We start from the raw sequence: 24523 nt of genomic DNA on the forward strand, positions 1-24523 counted from the left end.
CAATATTTCCCCAAGAAAACTAACTTGTCACCGCATACGCAAGAGCGGCTAAATGAGGTGGCAACCCAATTGAATGAACGTCCCAGAAAGACGTTGAAATTTAAAAGTCCTTCATACATGATTGAGAAGAGTGTTGCAATGATTGCTTGAATCTACAGCGGCGTACTTTGCCAGGGAACTCAAGTGAAGTACGCATTCATCAAGGATCACAGCCATGAACATAAGATGTCCAAAATGTGTGATGTTTTAGGCGTATCAATCAGTGGTTATTACGATTGGAAAGATCGTCCAGAGAGCAATAGATCAAAGCGAGACCGCCAGCTAATGAAGCTGATTGAACAATCTCATGAAGATAGTCGTGGAACCTATGGTTCTCCGCGTATCCACCAGGATTTGTTGGCATCGGGCGAGAAGGTGAGTTTGAACAAAGTGACTAGACTAATGAATGGACACAACATTCAGTCGAAGATGGCACGAAAGTTTGTGATTACAACGGATTCAAGAAAGACTATGGCCCCAGCACCTGATCTTCTCAAAAGGGACTTTAAAGCGTCGTCGCCCAATAAAGCTTGGGTAACTGATACCACCTTCATCGAAACACGCAAGGGCTGGTTATACCTAGCAGTCGTACTAGACCTGTACTCTCGGCTCATTATCGGTTGGGCTATGAGTAACAAGAACGATGCTAAGTTAGTACGAGATGCTTTAACGATGGCCGTATGGCGTCGAGGGAAAACAGATTCGGTAATTGTCCACTCAGATCAGGGAAGCACCTATGCATCAGGTAGCTATCAGGCTTTGCTCGAAGATAATGGTCTGGTGTGCAGCATGAGCCGTAAGGGTGAGTGTTTGGACAATGCTGTGGCTGAAAGTTTCTTCGGAACACTTAAAACAGAGCTTGTTGAGCACGAAGACTACCATACGCACAGTGAAGCGAAACAAAGCCTGTTTGAATATATAGAAGTCTTTTACAATCGTAATCGACGCCACTCATATATTGGTTACATAAGCCCGATTGAGTATGAAGAGAAAAGAGTTTCTTTATAAATAAGTCCGTTTTATTGGGGGAACCTCAGACCCCATTAAAAAAGTAAAAAAGGAATTGAAATAAGGAGGCCATAAGGATATAGCGAGATTAAAAAGGTTGGTGTTACCGGGACAGCCGCATCATGTGATAATTCGTGGGAATAATCGACAGGCTGTTTTTATTGCTGATGAGGATTATCGGTTTTATCTGGATAAGTTGATTGAAAGTTGTGATAAGCACATGTGTGCAGTTCATTCTTATGTATTGATGACTAATCATGTGCATTTGTTGGTAACACCGGAGAAAGAAGACAGTTTAAGTAAATTAATGCAGATGATTGGGCGTTTTTACGTGCAATATTTCAATCATCGTTATCGCCGTACCGGTGGTTTATGGGATGGGAGATTTAAATCAGCGCCGGTGGATACGTGTCTATGAAGAAGCGGACAACAGCCCGCCAAGCATCACCTCCAGCGCCAACACCTCCGCTGCCATCGATCAAGCCTACCACTACGACGCCAACGATCAGTTGGAATCCAGCGGCGCCAGCCCGATCAGCTACAGCTTAACCTCAGGACCTACAGGTATGACAGTCAGCAGCGATGGGACGCTTAGCTGGACCCCGACAGCGGCCCAACTGGGTAACCACAGCGTAACCATCCAGGCCGACAACAGTTACGGCAGTGACAGCCAGAGCTACAGCATCACCGTTACAGCCGCCGTTGCCCCATTAAACTTCAACAACGAAACCCTCGGCAGCTACACCACCAGCCAGGACCTGGCCGGCACTGTCACTATAGAAGACGGCGGTCATAGCCTGCATCTGGTGGGCAACCGTTGGCAGCAAATCGCCTTCCCCTATACCCTGACCGCCAATACCGTACTGGAATTTGATTTCAGCAGCAGCGTCCAAGGGGAGATCCACGCCATCGGTTTTGATAACGATCATACCCACACCACCAACCACACCTTCCAACTCTACGGCACACAACACTGGGGCCTTCAGGATTATCGTAACTACAGCAGTGGAACCCAGCACTACCGCATCGTGGTGGGCGAGCATTACACCGGTAACGTGCAATACCTCTACTTCGTCGCCGACCATGACATCAGCAACCCCACCGGGGAAAGTGTCTTCAGTAACGTTCGCGTGTATGAACAATAACCCCAGGTACGGGAGAGAAACACCATGGACAATCGTAACCGCAACCGCCTGAACCGCCTCATCCAAGTGGGCTTAGGTTTATTGATCAGCCTGCTGCTTACCAGTCAGGCCCAGGCTGCAAAAGAGCTATTATTTATCCACAACGACCATCTGGGCACCCCGCAGGTGGTGACCGACCAGAATCAGACCGTGGTCTGGGAAGCACAGCGCAGGCCTTTTGGGGAAACGCAGGAAGTGGTCTCAGATATTGATCAACAGGCGGGTTTTCCGGGCCAGTATTTTGATCAAGAGACGGGCTTATACTATAACTATATGCGGGATTATGATCCGAGTCTGGGACGGTATGTACAGAGTGACCCGATTGGGCTGGACGGAGGGGAAAATATTTATGGGTACGTTTTAGGGAACCCTCTGAACTATACTGATAAGTATGGTAAGGCGGCAGATATGGGTAGTTGTACGCCTCAAGTGTGGAGACCTCTGCGAGAAGCAGTCAAAGATGCATGTAAGCGGCCTTTGTCAACGGGAAATCCGTTAAGAAGATGTGAGTATCATAATTCGTGTGAGATCCTTTTTGAAAAAGAAAGTCGATGGCAAGCTTGTGCTGTTGCAAGAGGGGTTCTGTCACACACATGCTTTTTTGATAGAATTGAAGATCCTAGTGATGGCCATGCAGACGAAACTATAAGTGCAATTGGGCTAAAAGAGGATTGTGCTGCAATAATTGACACCAAGCCAGAGTGTCAGACTTGCCCTGCATTTAAATAGTAAGGTTAGTGCTATGATTCAGGAGTTTCTAAACAAATTTCATTTCAAAGATATCCACGACTCTGATTCATGTGGTGATACACCTTTATACTATGCGGTTTTGTGGAAAGAACCGATGATCGCGAAAAAATTATTAGATCTTGGTGCGAATGTTAATAAGAAATGTGAATTCGGAGTAACACCTCTATATGAAGCTATTTCAGAGAATGATGTTGTAATGGTTAAACTGCTTCTTGAGAATGGAGCTAAGATCGATATTAAAACTGATTGTGGTGATACAGCAGAAGATCTTTCTAGAAATTCAGACAACCCTGAAATTATAGAGTTACTTCATATTTGGGGGTCGAGGTAAAAACTGAAAAATTGGGGTTAGAGCCTGTGGTATCCCCATAAAGACTCCAAATGATTCTGTGTAACAGCAGGTGAAATACAGGTTTTCAGGTAAAAGAGCTGTAACTTTATTTATATCCAAGAAAGATCACATGACCGAATATGTATCAAAAGTGAAGTTGATTTTTTACCCGCCAGATATGTATTTGTCACCAAATTGTTTAAAACCAGACATAAACTTATCCACTATTTGAAAATATTCCTTTGCTATGGGCTTGATTTGTCTACATTTTTCATTGTTTCTACAACTTCCTCCACCTCGAACGGGTTTGCTCCGATGATTTTATGAAGAGCAAATAGTATTTTGGGATCACTTACAATTAATTGCTGCATTTCTATCAACGCCGAGGTATCTACCTCTGGAGTCAGAACCACTTTTACTGTAGCAGTGAAAACCTCATTCTCATAGGATGTTAGGGTAACCAGTACGCTTCCATATGCCGGCATTTTTTCAGCCTTCCACATGCTTGCATAAGCTGCTTCAGGGAGCCCATCTGAGCCAAAATTGGCTCGATATGAGCTCCAAGATCCTTGTGATCTACTACCGTTTTTAGGGAAATCAGCCATAGGATCTTTCCAGCCAATGGCAGAAAAATAGCGTTGATATAGCTCATAAATTTCATCGGTATCGACTATTCTAATCTCATACTGCGTGGTTATTGTGTAAAAGTGTTGGCTTTTATCATGTCGCACATCCGTTGCTTCTTTAGGTACGGGCACTTCAAGAGACCAGTAGTCAACTGGTTTACTATGGCAAACACTTGGTATTCCAATAAGTAGAAATAATATGAAGTTTTTCAACAGTAAGATCCTCTGTGGTTATAGATGAAAAAGCAGGATGGCAACGAATTTAGTTATACAAAATTCCCGTCTAATTATTCTATGCACAAAGCCCGGACCAAAGACCAAACAAAGCTAATATAAGCATATGTTTTTCTTATTTTTTTTTGACTTAAAAACACCGGCGACAAGTTATTATTCCGTGGCTTGTTACCGGTATTTTTACATCAACCCCTTCTCCCGAAAGCCCGCAGAGCAACTGGTACAGGACTTTATCGGTAATCTCAAAGCGTTGATAGGACTAAGGGATAATGTATCCGTCCATTTCTGCATCAGGTATCTTCGTACTGGTCCAACTTGTTATATAGGGTTTTAATACTGATGCCAAGCTGTTCAGCCGCCTGAGTTTTATTGCCATCGCAGGCTTCGAGTGTTGCCAGAATCAACACTCTCTCCGCTTCTTTTAAAGGTGTGCCAGGGCCTATTTTATCCACGGAAAGCTCCGCTTCCCCTTGGTTTTTCAGCGATGCAAGCTCTTCCGGCCCAATACACTCTGCAGCAAGGATATGAGCTTTTTCAACGCAATGCTTCAATTCCCGTACATTACCCGGCCAGGAATATTCCATCAGCATTGTACAGGCATCCGCTGACAGCACTTTATGACTACCTGTCATCTGGTTTCTGTAAGCCAAAAAATGCTTAGCAAGCTCAATAATATCCTGCCCACGCTTTCGTAGCGGTGGCAGCTGTATCGGAAAGTGCGCTATTCGAAAGTAAATATCCTCTCGCAAAAAGCCATCTTCTATTGCCAACAGTGGCTGTCGGTTGGTTGCAGCGATCACACGCACATTGGTTTTCTTGACCTGATCACTCCCGACCCGCCTGAATTCACCACTTTCCAGCACCCGTAAAAGTTTGCTTTGCAGCTCCAGCGGCATTTCAGTAATTTCATCAAGAAACAAGGTGCCGCCATTGCCTTGTTCGAAACAACCTTCACGGTCACTAACGGCCCCGGTAAATGCCCCTTTAACATGCCCAAAAAGCTCACTTTCAACCAACTCAGGAGTTAGTGCTGCGCTATTAATTGCAATAAAAGGCTGATCAGCTCTGAGACTTTGCTCGTGAATCGTTCGCGCCGCCAGCTCTTTACCGCTGCCACTTTCACCAATAATCATTACGTTGGCATCTGTCTGGCTGACTCGACGAACAAGTCGGTAGAGTCTGCGCATAACAGGAGAAGAGCCCAGCAGCAAACCAAACTGATCCAATGTAGACGTCATTACGTTCGATGACTTATCGGCCTGCTCCTGCCGAAACTCTTTAAAAAACTCCTTGATGACTTCGTTGACATGCTTTGCATCCAAGGGTGTTCTGAAGTGGTAGCTGACACCCATTGTCATCAGTTTATCCAGATATTGATTTGGCTCGCCATCACTAATCAACAGCCATTCAGCGTCATCACACATTGGATGCTTCTGGAAATCATCCAGATCTTCTTTGCTGAAAGTTTCCGGCGCATAAATAACCAAGTCTGTCTGTTCCAGTTCACTCAGATTACTGATACAGCAAACCTCAAAGCCGGAGGCTTGGATAAGGGGCATTAGCATTTCTGTTAGAACAGTCTGCCGCGTAATTAAGGTTAAACTCGGCAAGTTTTTCTCCTGTGGTTCAGACCACCCACATACTTGTCGGCAGTATCGGCTATCATTTTATGGGCAAAGAGCTTTAGAGACCTGAAAACTCCAAAGGTCCCTTTATAAATAGTCCGCACCGCACTTGCGTTTTATTGTTCTGACAGTGGACCTCTACTCTCTAGAATTTCCATAAGCTACTGATGAAAAAAGAATAGTCTCAGAATCAACGCAGCCTGTATATGAAAATATCGGGTCGGGCATCAAGAAGGAAGAGAGAAAAGAAATAAAGCCAAAAGACGCCGCCCAAGCACAGTCTTTGGTTGAGAGATCGATCAATAAGTCGACTTTGTGCTCCGGACAAAGCTTTTGCAGATCTAAGGAGTGCTTCTGGTCACATGCCTTTCCAGATCAAACTTGCTGGCCTTAAGCCGATCATGAACAAGCTGCATAGTTGCCAAATGAATCGCAAGCTTTTCCTTTAAAACAGAATCAGAGACTGTCTGTACTCCTGTTCGAAAAACCTCTAATGCTTGCGCTTCGGCAGATTCCAGAGGCTCAATAAAATAATAGTCATTAGAATCATAAAATGATGCTGTACTTAACTCGTCGTGAATACGCTTTACACTATCCACCGGTGCATCAAAGCAGTTATGACTACTTTTTACTTCAGTCTGAAGTACTCTTAGATCAGTCGCGATGAAAGCACGAATACGGGACATTTCACGAAACAATGACGATAATGCCAAGCTTTGTACCTTCTCTGACATTTCGCTATAAAACACCTGACCTTCCTCACATAAATCGATAAGGCGTTCTAGAAAGTGGTGGTCATAAGTTCTGGACATCGCTGCCTCCCGGGTTATTTCACCAGGTTCAGATAATCCTCTACTGATACGATATGCTCGTACCCGTTGGCCGTTTCAACTTCACCATCCAACCATGCGCCCTTGGCTTCACCTTTCCAGTCATTGGCCATTACCGGTACTGATGTAAGTACAGATAGTGTTAACCTGGCTAATACTGTCTTTTTGGTATCCATACCAACCTCCATCGTTGTTTAGTTTTAAAACAACCCAATCAGAAACCATGCCAAGACAAACAATAAATTAAATTTCAACAGGTTAGAAAATAACGAAAACAGGAACCGTACTCTTTAATGTATTTTTTACATGGCAGTTTGCAGTCATTTCACAGAACTGGAAACAAAAATTCGAAGTACTTCCTCCAGGCAAGTTAGAGAAGCGGACCCAACCGATCCGCGACTCTGATGCAGACTTGTTCTAGGACGGCAGTCCCTCCTCAAGTTCAGACACAGGGTATCTCAATATAGTTTTCAGACGCTCGGCAGGGGTTCGTCTGGGATCCGAGATATAGATTTCATGATGATTGCCGGAAAATACCAATCCAAGCTCTTTGGCATGATCCTTTAAGAGCTCGATACTCCGGCATTCGTCCTCATAAGGTCCCACATGGAGCACCTGCAAGCAGCGTCCTTCTTCCAGGTGGATAAGTTGAACATTGCCGGTTAGTGTGGATTTACCTTTCTTAATCAACACTTCCGACGCCGCCTGTAAATCAGCCTGTTCTACCGTATCAGGTGTACGAATCAGCAGCTGCCATGACCATTGATCCTGGGACACCTCTGCCACATCTTCATTTCCCTCATACCACCACTGAGCTTCCAGCTTACAGATGGTATAGTCTCCCTTACCAGCCGCTTTGCGTGTCATTTTGATGGTGTAGGCCATGGCGTAAAGAGCTTCTATTGCTTCCTGAAAGCCAGCACTTCCTGGTGCGCCCTGACCATTAATGGCCAGGTAGCAACATTCCTTTATAGAGACCAACTTCGGCTGTTTTGGAGCCACATAATCTGCCTTGTTTTCCTTAAATAGATCCAGCTTCATATTCACTGTTTCACCTCTTCCAATGGCATATATATATCCGTCACCAAGTCTTCAGGAGCCGTACTCTCCGGATCATTTAGATAAATTTCAAAACAGGGTCTATCTGCTGGACTGCGATCACTGCTGGACAACCATTCACCGAAGAACTTGGCATAGGTAACGGCCAGGGTATCGTAGGGGCCAAAGTGAGTAGTTACGGCATACTCCCCACCGTCAACCATCTTTACTCCAACACCCGCCTCCTTCCGGCCCTCTTCCTTTAACTCAATACCATCCTCTAATGTAACGCAGGCATCGTAGCGGATCTCCTGTGCAGGTGTTACTTCCGGATCATCATGGCTTAAGCCAAGTATTTTCGCCTGCCCTCCCAAGACTCCCTGTGGACCTAAGAAACAAAAAAGCTTCTCCCAGGCTTTTCCACACTCGGCATAAGGCCCGACATGGCGGACGTAGGCTACTTTTACCTCTGGCATTTCCTTAATCACAACTTTCATACTCATCTCCTTAGAGTGGAAAAACTCCACTTCCTTCAATCGCTCTGTCTCCGAATAGCGGATTGCTATCGGAGACAACAGGGGAAACGGAGCACGTTGATTGGCACGAAATACAGCAGGTGATAGCCCGCAAAGGCTCTTAAAAGCCCGCGAAAAAGCAACATCGCTTGCATAACCGGCATCATGGGCAATGCGAATAATAGACTGATCACCCAATCGTAACCGCCAGGCAGCCCTTTCCATACGCAGCCTTCGGATATGTTGTTGCAATGACTCCCCGGTCATCCCCTTGAACAGGCGATGAAAATGATAGGGAGAAAAGCATGCGACCTCGGCTAGTGTATTCAGCTGTAGAGGCTCATCCAGGTTTTCCTGAATATAGTTAAGGACCTTTAACATTTTTTGCTTATAAAAGTGTGCTGTTTTCTGCTTCATCAATGTGCTCCGTTGGGAGATATGTTGCAGCTTTATGTTTGTAAGTACCTGATCATTTTTGCGCTTTTTGTCATAGCGCTTAAATGAGTGCTACCAAGTCACAACAGCGATAACATGAAACACGCAGAAGACGGTGATCAGTTTTATGTGATCAAATAAAGACGGTATCTGAATAAATATACAACTGCACAAACAAAAAAGGAGAACAGATTCTCACCGTTCTCCTTTTCAGATTTTCTACTGCACATCAGCAAGGCAAATTATTGGAGCCTCGTGATAAAAGCTTGCGCTACGGGCCTGCTAAGCACACTTCATCAGCAGACCAGCAATAGCAGTCTTAAAGCTCAGGTCCAGCCTTAACCAGGGCTTCACCTTCCGCTGTATCAGTAAACTGATGGAAGTTAGAAATAAAGCGCTGAGCCAGATCACGGGCTTTTTCATCCCACTCACTAATATTGGCATAGGTGTTCTGAGGATTCAGAATAGTCGCATCAACACCTTCAATTGCCGTAGGCACAGCCAGATTGAAGTAAGGAACGTTATCAAACTCACCACGCTCGATAGAACCATCGAGGATAGCGTCGATAATCGCGCGAGTGGCTTTAATACTAATTCGCTTGCCAGTGCCATTCCAACCCGTGTTAACCAGGTAGGCTTCTGCGCCAGCTGCCTTCATACGCTTAGTCAGTACTTCTGCGTAGGTCGTTGGATGCAGACTTAGGAAAGCCGCTCCAAAGCAGGAAGAGAACGTTGGTGTGGGCTCGGTGATACCGCGCTCCGTTCCAGCCAGCTTAGCGGTGAAACCTGACAGGAAGTAATACTCTGTCTGCTCCGGTGTCAGCTTGGAAACAGGTGGCAGAACACCAAAGGCGTCAGCGGTCAGGAAGATAACCTTAGAGGCATGACCAGCTTTTGAGACGGGCTTAACAATGTTATCGATATGGTAGATCGGATAGGAAACGCGAGTGTTCTCGGTTTTAGACCCATCGTCGTAATCGATTTTACCATTTTCATCAACCGTGACGTTTTCCAGAAGCGCATCACGACGGATAGCATTGTAGATATCGGGCTCACTTTCCTTGCTCAGGTTGATGGTCTTGGCATAACAGCCGCCTTCAAAGTTAAAGACACCATTGTCATCCCAACCGTGCTCATCATCACCGATAAGCTCTCGCTTTGGATCCGTGGAGAGAGTTGTCTTACCGGTACCGGACAGACCAAAAAAGATTGCCACATCACCGTCTTCGCCTTTATTGGCGGAGCAATGCATTGAAGCGATATTACGCAATGGTAAAAAGTAGTTCATCATCGAGAACATACCTTTCTTCATCTCACCGCCATACCAGGTGCCGCCAATCAGCTGCATTTTTTCGGTCAGGTTAAAGGCAACAAAATTCTCAGAATTGAGGCCCTGCTTCTTCCAGTTAGGGTTGGTCGTCTTGGCACCGTTCATCACCACAAAGTCGGGCTCAAAAGTTGCGAGTTCTTCGTCACTGGGACGAATGAACATGTTCTTTACAAAGTGGGCCTGCCAGGCAACTTCTGTTAGAAAACGCACTTTGAGACGAGTGTTGTCATTGGCACCGCAGTACGCATCGACAACAAACAAACGCTTGCCGGACAGTTGTTCGGTGATTACGTCTTTAAGCTGATTCCAGGTTTCGGTAGAGATAGGCTTATTATCGTTTTTACCTTCGTCAGACCACCAAACGGTGTCACGAGTCGTGTCATCTTTAACGATATACTTATCTTTTGGGGAGCGGCCGGTAAAGATACCGGTGTCCACGGAAACCGCACCTGACTCAGTTACAACACCTTTCTCATAACCACTGACACTCAGCTTTGTTTCTTCTTCGAAAAGTAGTTCATAGGAGGGGTTATAAACGATCTCCTGAGAGTTTTGGATACCGTATTTTGAGAGGTCCAGGTCGGGCTTCACTGTTGACATTTCTTCCTCCGGAGAGACATGAGCTCTCACGTCGCATGGCTAACAAATATGGGGACACGGATATTTCCGCATTGATCCACGATCTTGTGGATTTGGTGTAATCTACTTTAAGAAAATGAATTCCTAGATCGCGCCCAATGTTTCCTGATCGCTTTCTGCGATTCTTTTAATAAAATTTTCTTTGAATAGATTCGATAATTTGTCAAATTTATTCAACGAATTTCAATTTTTAAAACACTTTTCAGTGCGGTTTTTTCCGTGGACGGGATAATAAGACATTACGCGCTCCACGTCTTGAAAATTTGCCGAAAATCTCCGATTTTCATTAAAGTTTCGACCACGTTAATACCCTGGAACAGGACAAAAGAGTCTAAAAATACTCCTGTCTCTGCCTGGCTGTTTTTAATCCTGGCTTTAAAGGATAGCTTCTTCAAAGGATAGCCTCTTCGGCCAAGTCAAAATCAGAAGTACATGATATCAACTGATTGGTAATGATATCCATTACCAATAGGTAAAACATAGATAAAAGAGGATCAGCATCCCTTCGCTGTTCTGACAATCACTTCTGCAAGCACCTGAGAAGCATCATAAACCGGCAAGCTTGTCTGCAATTCATCAGCCAGAACTGAAAGTTCTGTACAGGCAACTATCAAGCATTCTGCTCCCTGAGCCTGAAGGTTGTCAGCGGCGGCTTTGAAGCTACCGATAACCTCGGCGTCATGGGAGCCCGCTTTCACTCTGCGAATCAAAGCCATCAGCTTATCCTGTTCTCGGCTTTCTGGAAATACAGCCTCAACTTTTCGCTGAGCAAAGTATTCATGATAAAGCCCGATATTAAGAACAGCCGTTGATGCCAGCACCCCAGCTTTCCGTAACCGTTTATGTCCCTGAATAGCGCTGTCAACCGTCATCTCAATCATATTCACTACTGGGATATCAACGGCATCAACAACGTCCTGGTAATAGTGATGAGCGGTATTACAGGGAATAACTAAAAAGTCGGCACCGTATCGCTGAAGCCTTAGGCCCATATCAGCCATACAGGGGCCAGGATCTTCACCATTGCCGTCGATCAGCGCTTTAATTCGTGAGGGTATCTTGGAATTATTATCGACAATCATGCGAATATGATCCGCATCATCATTGACCGGAGTTTCTCTGATGACCCGGCTCATCAGGTCTACCGTTGCCTCCGGCCCCATCCCACCGATCACACCAACGACCTTTTCTTTCTGAGAATGACCTTGAACCATTTAGCTGATTACTCCAACAAGACGGGAATGCAACAGGGTAGGCCATTACAGCAATCATCGTCCAATGCCGATTAGTAAGCCGTTCATGCATATATCGAATGATCTTCCGATGAATCAGGGAGATCATTCGGCACTCACCGTGCACCAAGCCAGGGCAAGATCAGACTAACGCTCAGTCATTGCTAATTTAACGGCAAAACCTGCAAAAGCACCGGCAAAAGTTCGCTGCATAAATTGCATCACTCGTGCAGATGAGAGAACCCGACGCCTTACTGCATTTGCAGCAAGACCGTACCCCACAAACACAACAAATGTCATCAACATAAATGTAGCGCTAAGCAGGCTCATGCGCATTAATACATCGGGAGCCGTTGCCGGTACAAACTGGGGAAGAAAAGCCAAAAAGAAGACTGATAACTTGGGGTTCAGGATATTAATCAGAGCACCGCGCACAGTAATAGCCGCCAGTTGCCCCATCCCCCGATGGGCGGATACCTCTTGATTACTGTTCTGTTCTGAATCGCTGTTCTGCTCTGAACCATCAATCGCAAGTGCACCGGTTTCACGCCACATTCCCCACGCCAGATAAAGCAGATAAGCGATACCCAGAATTTTGACAACCTGAAAAGCAACGGCGCTGGTATGCAATAAAGCGGCAAGACCCAACAAAGTCGCCAGCAAATGCGGAACAATACCCAGCGTACAACCCAGTGCAGCGGCGATGCTAGCGCGTCCACCATGGAAAATGGCGTTGGAAAGTGTATAGATAACCCCCGTTCCTGGAAGTAACACTACCACTAATGCTGTCAGTAAAAACTCTACGGACAATGCGTTCAGAGCTTCAAACATAATTTAATTCATCCTTGTTTTTCAATTTAATCTGCGGTCAATGTTATCAGCGGTTGACCCTGTCAGGAGGCTAACACTATATCGTTGTCGATGTCAGCACTATCGTTTAACAGCATTGCATAGACTCCTTGTCTGTCCAATAGCATCTGATGATTGCCACGTTCAATAATCTTCCCTTTATCTAATACCAGAATAAGGTCGGAGTTTCTAATGGTGCTGAGTCGGTGAGCAATGGCAATTACCGTTTTTTCCTCAAATAAGCGCCCTATGGCTTTTTGAATAAGGTCTTCGGTTATAGAATCCACCGAGCTGGTTGCCTCATCAAGCATCATCACCTGCCCTCCCTGTGCAATAGCTCTAGCAAAGGAAATCAGCTGGGTCTGCCCTCCTGACAGATTGCCGCCGCTGTTTTTTAGCCGGAACTCATATTGACTGGGTAGATCCATAATAAAGTCGTGGGCGTAAACAAACTCTGCGGCATCTACGACGGCATCATCACTGATATCTTCGTTACCCAGTGAGATATTAAAATGAATATTCTCCTCAAACAGAAAGACATCCTGCTGCATCAGAGAAAACAATTTCAGTACAGATGCTTTGGGAATTTGAGACAGCTCGATGCCATTAAGTAAAATACTGCCCTCGTAGTCCGTGTAAACCTTATTGATGAGTCGCATGATCGTGGATTTTCCCGATCCTGTCGTTCCGACCAGGGCTAGCTGATCACCTTGTTTCAGGATAAAAGAGACATCATCCAAAACGTAGGGACTGTCTGCGTTATAACGAAACCTCACATTTCTGAATTCAAGGGTTTCAAACGTCTCTAATGGTTTTTCAACATCCTCGACAGCCAATAGTCTCTTGCCCTCTTCTTCCATTGGCTCCCTAAAGAGTTCTTCTATGTGTTCGAAGGCAGCAAACGAGCGCTGAATAGACGCAATCTGAGAACTGAAATCCCTCAACGGAACAAAGACTTTTTCCAGGGTATTAATAAAAGCAATAAGTACTCCCAGAGTCACAGCACCTGCCGCTACTTCCCCAGAACCATACCAAATAATCAGACCGATGGTGACGGAGGTAATACCGGTGATAATGGAGAACAGCGCGGCATCATATTTATTGGTTTTTAGCTGGGCTTTCATAAACTCAGAAGTGTAGCCCCGGTATTTGCTCTCTACCTCTTCTTCAGCACCGTACAGCTGTACAGTCTTAACGCCCAACAAGCATTCCTGCAAATATCCCGTTCCTTTGGCCAGCGAAGAGCGAGTGATCGCGTACATCGCTCGAAGTTTATTCCGTACCAACTGAGTGATGTATAACACCGGTGGAAACACCACCAATACCACCAATGCCAGCTGCCAGTTGATAAAGAACATGAAAATCAGGATAGCCAGTGTGTTAATGGTATCCTTAATCAGCCCCAGTACCCCCAACACAAAGGATTCACCAATCACTTCAAGATCACTGGTCAGGCGGGAAAGCGTCACACCTGTCGGTGTTTTATCAAAATAGCTCCTGGGCAAATTTACGATGCGCTTAAATAGCGCAGCACGAATATCAAAAACAGTACGATGGCCGGTTTTCTTCAGACAGAATGAGTACACCGCATCAGCCAGATAATTGACGATTAAAACAGCGATCATTGCAACAGCAATACTGATCAATCCATCAAATTGACCCGCAGTCAGGTAATCATCGATAACCACGATAATCAGCCAGGGGAAAAGCAGGTTAGCGGCCACCGATATCGGCATCATGGCAATACCGATGAGGGCTGTCTTTTTATAAGCCGACGCATACCGGTAGAAGTGTTTCAGGTATTGGATATCCAGTGATTTGATCATGCGGCGTTCTCGGATTCGTGCTGTTGCAATTCCCAGGTCTCCCGGTAGTACGTTGACGACTGCAGCAGCTCCTTGTGGGTGCCGGTGGCAATGATTTTCCCGTGCTCAAGCACCAGAATCTGGTCCATCATCTCCAGTGCACTGATACGGTGGGAAACAACTAATAAGCTCTGATCGGTTACCCGGTTAAACACCCCCTTGAGGATCTTCCTTTCGGTTTCATAATCAACAGCGGACAGGACGTTATCCATAATGATCAGGTCACAAGGGGTCAGTAGCGCCCGGGCAATACTGAGACGCTGCTTCTGCCCGCCAGAGAGCATGATTCCCCTTTCGCCCACAACGGTTTGCTCACCATCACCAAACCTGTCGATATCGTCACTCAGAGCACTTAATTTCAATACATGACGTATATCACCGGCACGACGGGCCGCACTGCTTTTGACTGCACCAAACTGCACGTTTTCGGTAATTGTGTCAGAAAACAGATAAGGCTCCTGAGTTATGGTTCTGATATAAGTCCGCCAGTCCTGGCGAGACAGTTGAGTAATATCTACACCACCCCAGAAGATATGACCCGGTTCAACGTCAAGATAATGATTCAGACAGTTAACTAATGTGCTTTTACCAGAACCAACACTTCCCAGAACCCCCAACTTTTGGCCGGCAGAAACGGTAAAACTGATGTTTTTCAGAACAGCTTGATTATCGTCACCCACCGGATAGCTATAACTGAGGTTTTTGACAACTAAATCTGCCCGCTTCAAAGACTTCTTTGTGGATTCGTCCAGATGAGCCAGATCTGCTTCAGGAATTTCAGCGCCTAATATCGCCTGGACACTATCTATGCTAACCATGCCCATTTGAAAGACTGTCACGATGCGTCCCAGGTGCATAAGCGGAAGCGCTAACAAAACCGAGTAGGAAAGAAATGCGGTAATTTCACCAATCGTCAGCTGTTGCTGTAACAGGTAATAACCTCCCAAACCAAGAATAAGTACTTTCATAAAATGGTTGGCATAATCCAGAATTGGCATAACAAAGGTCTGAATTCTGGTAATTTTCATAGTGCAGTCAAACAGACGCTCATTGACTTGCTCCACCTCTCTGGCGACCCAGGAATCCATTTGTTGATTCTTGATTAAATCAATACCCGACAGGTAGTTCATTAGCTGTTCAGACAGGTCTTGCAGGCGTTTCATTCGATCAGCATGCAAAGCCCGCAATCGCTTGAATCCTAGACGGAAAAACACGAATGAAACAATAATGGGGATAACTGAATAAAGAGTCAGGCCGGGAGATATGTCCCACATCCATATGGGTGTCAGTGAAAGCGAAAAGACGATATTAAACAACTGCAGAAAGCCGATACCATAAAATAACCGAATACCGTTTAAATCATTGTTAATTATAGATATTAACTTCCCGGACGGATACTTTTCATGAAACGATGAAGGCAGTCGATTGAGCTTGTAGAATAGATCATTCTTCAACTGGGCTTCGGTAATACGGCCTGGATTCAAGGCATACATTCGGGACAGAATGCGAATAAAGACCATAACCACTGAAAACAAGATCACTACCTGGACAGATTCAACCAGACGGCCCTGAGCTTCGACCGTTGTCTGATTGAGAAGATCAATAGCAATCTGAATGTAGCGGGGAATTTCAACCTGCAGCCAGTTAACGCTAAATATGCATACCACAGCGAATAGATAGGAATACTTGTTAAGCAGCAAATAATGTAAAACGAACTGTGATTTAGTCATCTGTCCCCTGCGTCTTATCACTGCAAAGTTGGTATTGGCTGATACAGGCTTCAATAATCAGTTGACGGGCATCTCCCTTTTCGTGCAACTGTTCCAGTAACCATCTTGGCAGCCGAATCGGCTGTGTTTTTATTCCGGGCTTGCGTCCACAACCAGGGCGCTTTCCACCGTGATCGCAGCAGCCTGTTTTCAGGCCAGGTGTTTTGGGAGACATGATGACCACTTAAATAGAAGTGAAAGTAGCTAAAGGTTTGTTAAAGACTATGATTCAATGCTGACAGATTCGTATCATCGGATTGAGAGCATTAATTTGATTAGTGTACAGTAATCAAGATAAATAACAAATGCCTAATACAGATTAATGGAAAGCAGAATCACAGAAGAGTATTCTTGTGCGACATAAAGAGTTTGGTAAAAATATGCAGACCTATCTAAAAATCACCTTAGCCGCCCTGACCACTCTATTGCTGGCAGGTTGCGACGGCGACACACAGAAGCTTTCAACTCAGGACCCGGACTTTGCTTATGAACTGGATACCTGGATCGAAAACTCCGAAATCTATGAGTTCACTCCCAAGGCAAGTCCAGATCAAGCCTGTATTATGCTAATGCTTGATGGTGGTAATGCCATGGCAATGGATTGTTTTCCCAAGGGAAACATAGGCAAAAAACAGTCTCTGCTAGATCCTGACTATATGTATGAACTGGACACCTGGGTCGAAAACTCCGAGCTTTATGAGTTCACTCCACGTTCCAACACAGCATACAGTTGCATCATGTACATGCTCGACAGTGGCAACGACATGGATCTCAAGTGCCGGCTTAAAACAGCTCATGTCATTGAAACACCAACAGAGCCTGAACCCGCTGAGTAATAGTCGCCTGATGGTAGAGATTGTGGTCGATGGAACCTGCTGAAATGTCCCCGTCCTCCAGTACTTATGAAGTGGCGATCATCGGTGCTGGATTCGTCGGAGTTGCAACAGCCCTCTGGCTACAGCGCCAAGGCCACCGGGTAACTTTGATTGATCAGGACCCCTTTGCAGAAGGAGCCTACTATGGCAATGCCTGCACCATAGCAACTTATGCCAATATTCCAGTGGCTACACCTCAGGTTATAAAACAAATCCCCAGCCTGTTGTTTAACCCTAAAAGCCCTCTGTCGATCCGATGGTCCTATCTTCCACAGTTGATGCCTTGGCTGGTCCGCTTTCTTTGTGCCAGCCCCCCCGGTAAAGTGGAATCTATCGCTCAGAAACTGGCAGTATTGCTATCCATGGTGAACCGTGGTTTTGAGCCCCTGTTTAAGGTTTCCAATGCCCATGAACTCCTTGAGTCCAACGGCACAATGTATCTTTACAGCAGCCAGAAGCGCATTAACAACGCTCGTCCTGAAATTGATCTCAGACGACAAAACGGTATATCAGTACAGGAGCTTAGCCAGAGTGAAATAGCTGATTTGGAGCCCGCTCTGAATCGGATTTATCACAGCGGATTACTGTTCAACGATGCATATCACATACGTAATCCATTAAAACTGCTCAACAAAATGGGCCAGGCAGTGGAACGTCAGGGAGGATTGATTGTTAAGAATAAAGCGATGACAATCAAGCGATTAACCCCGACGAAACTCAGTATTGTCACGGAAGGCAGCTCAATCAGCGCGGACAAAGTCGTTGTCGCAGCCGGAGCTTGGTCGCGCCCGTTTGCCGCCCAATTCAAAGACAGGGTGCCACTGGATACGGAGCAGGGGTATCACCTTATGTACACCGGAGCTCAGGATTTACTTAATCGTCCCGTTGGCTGGGCCGACGTTGGTTTTTACATGACACCAATGGATACCGCTTTACGAGCTGCCGGTACCGTGGAAATGGGAGGTGTAGATAATCCATCCAATCCAACAAGAATTAATCTGATTGCTGAGACAGTCAAAACGCTACTACCCCAGCTGAATGATCATAGCAGTGAATGGACGGGATTTCGGCCATCAATGCCCGACTCCATGCCGGTTATTGGCCCTTCAGCAAACGATAAAGATGTCTTTTATGCCTTCGGCCACGGACATATCGGCATGACTCTGTCAGGTATAACCGGAAAAATTATTGCAGACCTTATCAGCAACAACCCCCTTGACATTGACATCAGCCCCTTCCGTGTTAATCGCTTTAATTGACCAACCGCCTCTCCGTTGATGTTGCTCTATAATATAGATGCAGTGGATATCATTTCAGCAACAACTTCCGTTGACCAAGAACAGGGGGAAGATTGTGCAAAAACTGTTCAGTTGGCTATATCATCTTATTTTACCTTTACTTCTCTTTCTGCCGGGCGCGGTCTTAGCGGCAGACCCTTTAAGAGCCTGCTTTGTGACCTGGATTCCCTACACCCAACTAGAGGACGGAAAGCCTGAAGGAATTACAGTCGACTTACTGAAAGAGGCAGCCAAACGTGCCAAATTTGATTTAACCTTTAAGGGGTTACCCTGGAAGCGATGTCTCGCCATGGTTCAGCGGGGCGAGATGGACTTTGCTATGGACGCCGTGGACCGTCCCGGCTTTATTCACGGAAAGCATCCGAGTGCTCTTTATATTCTTGGTTTTTGGATACGAAAAAGCGAAGATTATGGCCAGTTTGAGTATATGGGCAAACTGCTGGACAAGCGGCTGGGACTTTTGCAGGGCTTTCAATATTCTGAAAAAATTCTGGATGCAGGCTTCCCTGTCATTGAATGGTTACCGAGCGAATCCGTAGCTGCCAAGATGGTGGCAATCAATCGCCTGGACCTGGCTTTTGCTGACGCAGTTGTAATGCAACAAGTCATCAACAAGTTTCAATTACCTCTGAAGCCGATGCTGCCAGTCTTCAGTATTCAGCCCCTATACCCCTCTTTCAATGTGAGTATGACAAAAAAACGAGACCGAATAGACCAGGCACTGGGAGAGATGCATGAAGACGGAACCGTTGATCAGATTTACACCCGACATACCGGTGTAAGTTTCTCTGAATTTGTCAAAATGGGATCTGAGAATATGTCACCATCGGAGCAGTGATGCCAGATGACCGTTATATTTACCGATATAGCCATTTCAGACGCCGCCAGCCATGATCGTATTCTTTCTAGAGCCATAGACAATATCGTACTAATATTCCATTCATGAAAAAATCTGAAAAGAAAATCAATAATCAACTTCTAAAAGCACTGACTGAAGCCTGCGAAGCGTCATTGGAACGCTTTGATGGGTTTGTCTGGTTGACACATTTCGTAAACTACTCACATTTTCCTGATAGCCTATCGGTTGTTTGCATCTTTGATACCAACCGGCAACTGGATAATCTGAGACATTCTGACAACGCAGGCAGCATGGCACAACTGATAAAACAGACACTGAGTGCTCAAGGAATAGAAATTAAAGATATTAACAAACATATTCGTTTTGACACCGAAGAAGCCTGCAAGAAGGAAAATGCTGGCAAATGGAATCTTCGATTCAATCAACGATCAGCATATCATTGATTTTAATCCGACCAAAAAAGCGATCCCCCTCTAATGGAACAGAGCAAAATATACGATCAACTCGCTACAGAGTTAATGAAAAAAATTGATCAGCTGGAAGACAACTCCCAATACTGGATAGGGCTGGCAGGTGTTCCAGGCAGCGGGAAGAGCACCATCGCAGCTGAATTAAAGCACAGACTGGAATCCCTGCTCACCATCATTCCGATGGATGGCTACCATTATTATCGACACGAGCTGGATCAAATGGATGATCCAAAGCTTGCCCATGCTCGTCGTGGAGCCCCTTTTACATTCAACGCCAAGCGCTTTGTAGCCGATTTAACAGAAGCTAAAAAACTCGGTACAGGGACCTTTCCTGATTTTGATCATAATGTTGGCGACCCGATCGAAGGAGCGATTACCCTCACCACCAAAACACCTCAGATCGTCCTGGTCGAAGGTAATTACCTGTTATTGGATGACTCTCCCTGGTGCCTACTCAAAGAGCAGGTATTTGACGAAACCTGGTTATTGTATGTGCCTCATGCTGAAAGTCATCGACGAGTCTACCAACGGCATCTGACAACGGGACTAACGGAAAATCAGGCTCGGTTTCGGGTTGAGCAGAACGACAGTCCAAATGCCGAACTGATCACCACCGCATCAACAAAAAATGCCAATAGAATCATTAAAATAGATTAGCCATCCGCAGCTGACATGATACATATTCTGACCGGCTTTTTTGAAGCTCAGACCTTAAACTATTCCTGGATTATAAAGTTTCTAACCAGTTCAACGACAAGCTCAGCCCGCTCCCTATGAGGAACGTGATAGGTGTCGTCCAGAATTTCACACCGGGATAAACCACTGGATAACTCTGCAATCATTTCAGGATGACACTTGGAGCCGTATTCATCATGAACACCATGGATAGCGAGTACAGGACAAGTAACAGCAGGCAAAACACCTTTCAACGACCATTGGGTAAACTTCGGGTGCAGCCAGCTTTCTGTCCACGCATCAAGAACCCACTTGGCCTTCTCTCCGTGATATTTTTCAAGCCGCTGGAGCTGCCCGCTGTCCTGAAACTGTTCTTTTGCTTCCGAGATACTTTGAAGAGTCTTACCTTCCGGGAACACTTGGGCAGATTCAGTAATCAGCGCTTCACACACATGAGCATAATCAGCTGCGCAATTAACAGCCATTCCACCACCAACGCTATGACCAAAAGCGACAAAACGATCAAAACCTAACTGTTCACGAACAACCGGAAAATATGACCGGGCTTCATCGGCAATAAAATCCAGCTCCAACCTACCTGGCCGGGGATCAGATCTCCCAAACCCCAGCCTGTCATAAGCAATCACGACCCTCCCGGTACCAGCGCTCAGCAAGGCAGGAAAATCACGCCATAAATCAACACAACCCAACGAATCGTGAAACATGACGATAGGACTTACCCCATCCATATTAATACTGTCATCAACAGAGCCCCAGACCCGAGCAAAGATTCGTCCCTGTCGATGTTCCACCCACAGATCTCTGGGGTTAGTTAAGCTTGTCGATTGATTATTCATTGCCCTACTCTTCTAACAAATTGAATGACATAACGATAAGAATCAGTCGCCCATATAGTCTGATAAACGGTCAGTGCGACATTGGCAGCCAACCCGGAGACCGTTCGGCAAAAACAAGTCATCCACAACATAATCACCCCCAAAACATACGATACCGTATAGTCAATCATTTCAACCGCTATAAACACTTATGTCAACAGTGCAGAAACTGGACCTCATTCCGCTAAGACCGAATAGACTTGATGATAGATTCCCAAGGTAACCACAGGCTTCATGCATACCGATAATTCAAATTGACTGCTATCCTTTTTATTATTCAAGTCAGATTCCATGCGGATGATCATCATGCATAATTTTCGATGCGCTGTTTCGCTGGTCATTAATGTAGTGATTGCTACCTCTCTGATCACAGTTTCCCTTCACTCAAGATCAGACCCAGTGCTAACGATTAAGCACTATCAGGACCACTCCAGATATAAGTTTGGACTCGCGGTTTTAGGCTTAGTGTTGAACAGGTCAGGAGTTGCCTACCAACTAACAGCTCCAGATTCCGGCATAAATGAAGGTCGCGGAGAACGGCTTGTTATCCTGGGTAATCTTGATTTGGAATTCATGTCGACGACCCCTGAGCGGGAGAAGTATATGATCGCGGTAAAAATTCCCATTTATAGTGGTCTGCTGGGAGCCCGGCTTTTATTAGTCAATAAATCGGATAAGAAGGCTTTTTCTCATGTCCGAAACATAGAAGAACTTCGGAGTTTTGTCGGTGGTCACGGCCTCCACTGGGGAGATCTTCCCGTATATGCCGCCAACCACTTACCCGTTCAAACATCAGCGACATATGACACCTTGTTTAAAATGCTGAAGGGGCGCAGATTCAATTATTTTCACCGGGGAATCAGCGAAATATGGGGAGAGCTATCCCAGCACGAAGCTGACCTGACAATCGCTGACAACGTATTTTTATTTTACCCGCACCCGGTATATTTCTTTGTTACCAAATCTAAACCAGAGCTGGCAAAGCAGATTGAAAAGGGCTTCAAGATAGCGCTTACAGACGGCTCCTACAAACAGTTATTCGACTCAGAATACAAGGACTTAATACAAAAAGCACAGCTTGGTTCCCGTAAACTCATTGTTCTAAAAAACCCCGTAAACCCACCCTGCACGCCACCAATAGACACCCACTGGTGGGCTCCTGAGAAATTCAAAGTTCAGCTGTCACAAACCAGTCGTGATACGAACTGTAGTCGCCCAGACACTGAGACCAACACTTCTTCCGATCAACAATAAGCCCAGGTTACGACTGATACAGAGCTATTCCCACCCTACCCTGGATCTTGAGAAGAAATTACTCCAATATCAACCCTTTGAAAAGCGAGGTATCAGGCATTACCTTCTACAGGCCAGAGCCGAAACGAAAATGCTGTAAACCAGAACACGGAGATTTTTGGTGAAAGATAAACTATTGATATTTCTACTTGGCTTACCCTTCGCATCGCTAAGCATTTTTCTTCTATTTGGCATAATCAACGACATTCCACGAATCGCTCAGATCAACTGGTCTAATTTAGGCCCAAAAACAATAGCAGTGGTTCTATTTGGCTTCGTAGGATTTGGACTAATGATTGGAAGCTATTGGCTAAGAACTGACCAAAGCTCTAAAAACTGTCCAGTTGATGAACCTTGGCTTGCTCAAAAAGAGTGGCGTGATAATCTAATTTACTCAGACGAATATGATCAATGTGCTCGCCAATGGGTAATGTGTTTTATAGTAACTCTTATTTCAGTATCTATTTCTTTTAGTATTCCAAAAGCATTTCATTCTGAAAAATATTTTGTATTGGCAATCTTTTTTTCAATTATTATTTTTGGATTTATATATATATTTAGCAGTATTAAAAAAACAATAAAATATCGAAAGTATGGAAAATCACCATTACGGCTAGATCCTTTCCCGGGTTCCATCGGAGGAGATGTTGGGGGTTCAGTCGATATTACGTTGCCTTACTCAAAAAACCATAATTTCGAAATAAAGCTTCAGTCAATCTACGAATATACAGATAGAAGAGGTAATGAAAACGACACAGTAAAAAACACAATATGGAGTGACCAGGGGCATGGAAGCACAGAGCCAGGACCCGCTGGAACTCGCATTAAGTTCCGATTTAAAGTTCCCTCAGGATTACCTGATTCTGAGTCAAAAAGCGGCGACCACCATCGATGGATACTTGAAATAAAATCTATTCATGACAATATGGATTTTATACGGATTTACGATATACCAGTATATGCTACAGGAAAAGAATCACAAGAAATATCCGATGCTGTCCTGCATAAACAAAAGGAATCACAACTCCAAGACTTAATGTCATTTATAAAAATAAAGAAAACCAAAAACAGCACAAATATTTTATATTCAAATAAACGAATGAAAACAATATCAATAATTTTCATTTCAATATCTATTTTATTGTGTGTCCTCAGCATTTTTCCAATATTCTTAGTACCTGCAATTTTGTTCGGAGCTATCGGCATATACCTGTTCAACAGAAAACTATCAGTCTCTCTACAACATCACATCATAAAAAAAAGAAGAAAAATATTTAACCTCGTACTAAATGATACTGAAATAAAAAAGAAAGATATTAGCCATGTCTTGATTGAAAAAACATCCTCTATCCAGTACAGAGAAACAGCGATTATTTACTATTCTTTAAAATGTACAACCATTGACAATAATATCATCACTATAGGCGAAAGCTTTACCAGCTATAGTCAAGCCTCGAAAATATGGAACTTTATAGCGGAACAATCCGATTTATCGGATATTGAATTACGGCATAATGTAACAGAGGATAGCGAGACCAGCCATTAAGCAAAGGAATCTATGAATAATTCCCTTCGGCCTCTGACTGTTCTATAGCCCACAGAGAACACAATGGACTTATTCGTAGGTTCCCTAATGGGAACAATTAGTGATTGAGTTGGAGAACGCCCACTCTGGTCATAGGCCAGAGAAGTTTCAGACTATTAACCCGGCGTACAAATAGACGAATTATGGTACACTGCCGGGTATGAATAAAACTGATGCCCGCAAGCTATCTTCTGAAATACAACAACACAATCGAGACTTGGCTATTCGGCTCTTTGGACAGGGCCAGACGCGAAAGCAAATAGCTGAAATTGT

At 44.9% G+C, this 24523-nt stretch carries 25 protein-coding genes and 1 pseudogene; 13 read left to right on the forward strand and 13 right to left on the reverse strand.

The window, feature by feature from the left end:
• The 6 genes and pseudogenes from BGP75_RS26780 to BGP75_RS09790 form a co-directional block, all read left to right on the forward strand.
• Positions 1–150 (forward strand): annotated as a pseudogene (locus BGP75_RS26780) (IS30 family transposase); the annotation flags it as partial.
• On the forward strand, positions 151–1047 hold the full coding sequence (locus BGP75_RS09770; RefSeq protein WP_143821030.1) for an IS3 family transposase: 897 nt from the start codon (positions 151–153) through the stop codon (positions 1045–1047).
• 124 nt (positions 1048–1171) lie between these two features.
• Positions 1172–1465 (forward strand): transposase, encoded by a 294-nt coding sequence (locus tag BGP75_RS09775; protein ID WP_158070087.1) that lies wholly within the window; start codon positions 1172–1174, stop codon positions 1463–1465.
• Positions 1425–2192: an Ig domain-containing protein gene (locus BGP75_RS09780; protein ID WP_076718238.1), complete on the forward strand. Its 768-nt coding sequence runs from the start codon at positions 1425–1427 to the stop codon at positions 2190–2192. The genes BGP75_RS09775 and BGP75_RS09780 overlap by 41 nt, the downstream gene beginning before the upstream one ends.
• Before the next feature lie 24 nt (positions 2193–2216).
• Positions 2217–2960 carry an RHS repeat domain-containing protein gene (locus BGP75_RS27580; RefSeq protein WP_076718240.1) on the forward strand — a complete coding sequence of 248 codons (744 nt, stop codon included), beginning with the start codon at positions 2217–2219 and terminating at the stop codon, positions 2958–2960.
• 13 nt (positions 2961–2973) lie between these two features.
• Entirely contained in the window at positions 2974–3312 is a 339-nt protein-coding gene (locus BGP75_RS09790) for an ankyrin repeat domain-containing protein (protein WP_076718242.1), read from the forward strand.
• 245 nt (positions 3313–3557) lie between these two features.
• Here BGP75_RS09790 and BGP75_RS09795 read toward each other — a convergent pair whose 3' ends face one another.
• From BGP75_RS09795 to BGP75_RS09850, 12 genes are all read right to left on the reverse strand, one after another.
• The gene (locus BGP75_RS09795) at positions 3558–4151 is read right to left on the reverse strand and encodes a hypothetical protein (protein WP_076718244.1); all 594 of its coding nucleotides are present in this window, start codon (positions 4149–4151) and stop codon (positions 3558–3560) included.
• Between the two features lie 311 nt (positions 4152–4462).
• The gene (locus tag BGP75_RS09800) at positions 4463–5731 is read right to left on the reverse strand and encodes a sigma-54-dependent Fis family transcriptional regulator (protein ID WP_198939332.1); all 1269 of its coding nucleotides are present in this window, start codon (positions 5729–5731) and stop codon (positions 4463–4465) included.
• Between the two features lie 407 nt (positions 5732–6138).
• Positions 6139–6609, reverse strand: coding sequence for a hypothetical protein (locus BGP75_RS09805; protein ID WP_076718246.1), 471 nt, complete (start codon positions 6607–6609; stop codon positions 6139–6141).
• A 14-nt stretch (positions 6610–6623) separates the two neighbouring features.
• A complete protein-coding gene (locus BGP75_RS09810) occupies positions 6624–6803 on the reverse strand; it encodes a hypothetical protein (RefSeq protein ID WP_076718249.1) in 180 nt (59 codons plus the stop codon).
• 241 nt (positions 6804–7044) lie between these two features.
• On the reverse strand, positions 7045–7668 hold the full coding sequence (locus BGP75_RS09815) for a GyrI-like domain-containing protein (RefSeq protein ID WP_076718251.1): 624 nt from the start codon (positions 7666–7668) through the stop codon (positions 7045–7047).
• Between the two features lie 2 nt (positions 7669–7670).
• Positions 7671–8597 (reverse strand): GyrI-like domain-containing protein, encoded by a 927-nt coding sequence (locus tag BGP75_RS09820; RefSeq protein ID WP_076718253.1) that lies wholly within the window; start codon positions 8595–8597, stop codon positions 7671–7673.
• Between the two features lie 337 nt (positions 8598–8934).
• Positions 8935–10545 carry a phosphoenolpyruvate carboxykinase (ATP) gene (pckA, locus tag BGP75_RS09825; RefSeq protein ID WP_076718255.1) on the reverse strand — a complete coding sequence of 537 codons (1611 nt, stop codon included), beginning with the start codon at positions 10543–10545 and terminating at the stop codon, positions 8935–8937.
• Positions 10546–11078: 533 nt separating this feature from the next.
• Positions 11079–11798, reverse strand: a complete 720-nt coding sequence (locus BGP75_RS09830) for an aspartate/glutamate racemase family protein (RefSeq protein WP_076718257.1) — start codon at positions 11796–11798, stop codon at positions 11079–11081.
• 165 nt (positions 11799–11963) lie between these two features.
• Positions 11964–12647 carry a LysE family translocator gene (locus BGP75_RS09835; RefSeq protein WP_076718260.1) on the reverse strand — a complete coding sequence of 228 codons (684 nt, stop codon included), beginning with the start codon at positions 12645–12647 and terminating at the stop codon, positions 11964–11966.
• 62 nt (positions 12648–12709) lie between these two features.
• Positions 12710–14491, reverse strand: coding sequence for an ABC transporter ATP-binding protein (locus tag BGP75_RS09840; protein WP_076718262.1), 1782 nt, complete (start codon positions 14489–14491; stop codon positions 12710–12712).
• Positions 14488–16260 (reverse strand): ABC transporter ATP-binding protein, encoded by a 1773-nt coding sequence (locus BGP75_RS09845; protein WP_076718264.1) that lies wholly within the window; start codon positions 16258–16260, stop codon positions 14488–14490. Before BGP75_RS09845 ends, BGP75_RS09840 begins: the two co-directional genes overlap by 4 nt.
• A complete protein-coding gene (locus BGP75_RS09850; protein WP_076718266.1) occupies positions 16253–16474 on the reverse strand; it encodes a hypothetical protein in 222 nt (73 codons plus the stop codon). The genes BGP75_RS09845 and BGP75_RS09850 overlap by 8 nt, the downstream gene beginning before the upstream one ends.
• 178 nt (positions 16475–16652) lie before the next feature.
• Here BGP75_RS09850 and BGP75_RS09855 point away from each other — a divergent pair, with 178 nt between their 5' ends.
• From BGP75_RS09855 to BGP75_RS09875, 5 genes are all read left to right on the forward strand, one after another.
• A complete protein-coding gene (locus BGP75_RS09855) occupies positions 16653–17135 on the forward strand; it encodes a hypothetical protein (protein ID WP_076718268.1) in 483 nt (160 codons plus the stop codon).
• 44 nt (positions 17136–17179) lie between these two features.
• Positions 17180–18433, forward strand: a complete 1254-nt coding sequence (locus tag BGP75_RS09860; protein ID WP_076718285.1) for an FAD-binding oxidoreductase — start codon at positions 17180–17182, stop codon at positions 18431–18433.
• Positions 18434–18527: 94 nt separating this feature from the next.
• Positions 18528–19310: an ABC transporter substrate-binding protein gene (locus BGP75_RS09865; RefSeq protein ID WP_076718270.1), complete on the forward strand. Its 783-nt coding sequence runs from the start codon at positions 18528–18530 to the stop codon at positions 19308–19310.
• Between the two features lie 104 nt (positions 19311–19414).
• Positions 19415–19774, forward strand: a complete 360-nt coding sequence (locus BGP75_RS09870) for a hypothetical protein (protein ID WP_076718272.1) — start codon at positions 19415–19417, stop codon at positions 19772–19774.
• 33 nt (positions 19775–19807) lie between these two features.
• Complete coding sequence (locus tag BGP75_RS09875) at positions 19808–20458, forward strand: uridine kinase (protein WP_076718274.1); 651 nt, start codon at positions 19808–19810, stop codon at positions 20456–20458.
• 59 nt (positions 20459–20517) lie between these two features.
• Here BGP75_RS09875 and BGP75_RS09880 read toward each other — a convergent pair whose 3' ends face one another.
• Positions 20518–21333 carry an alpha/beta fold hydrolase gene (locus tag BGP75_RS09880; RefSeq protein ID WP_076718276.1) on the reverse strand — a complete coding sequence of 272 codons (816 nt, stop codon included), beginning with the start codon at positions 21331–21333 and terminating at the stop codon, positions 20518–20520.
• A 345-nt stretch (positions 21334–21678) separates the two neighbouring features.
• On the opposite strand from BGP75_RS09880, the gene BGP75_RS09885 reads away from it, so the two are divergent.
• Together BGP75_RS09885 and BGP75_RS09890 are read left to right on the forward strand one after the other, a co-directional pair.
• Positions 21679–22626 (forward strand): hypothetical protein, encoded by a 948-nt coding sequence (locus tag BGP75_RS09885; protein WP_076718278.1) that lies wholly within the window; start codon positions 21679–21681, stop codon positions 22624–22626.
• A 160-nt stretch (positions 22627–22786) separates the two neighbouring features.
• The gene (locus BGP75_RS09890) at positions 22787–24211 is read left to right on the forward strand and encodes a hypothetical protein (protein ID WP_076718281.1); all 1425 of its coding nucleotides are present in this window, start codon (positions 22787–22789) and stop codon (positions 24209–24211) included.
• The last annotated feature ends 312 nt before the right edge of the window (positions 24212–24523 follow it).

It is taken from the genome of Motiliproteus sp. MSK22-1, assembly GCF_001968815.1.
Taxonomy (GTDB): domain Bacteria; phylum Pseudomonadota; class Gammaproteobacteria; order Pseudomonadales; family Balneatricaceae; genus Motiliproteus.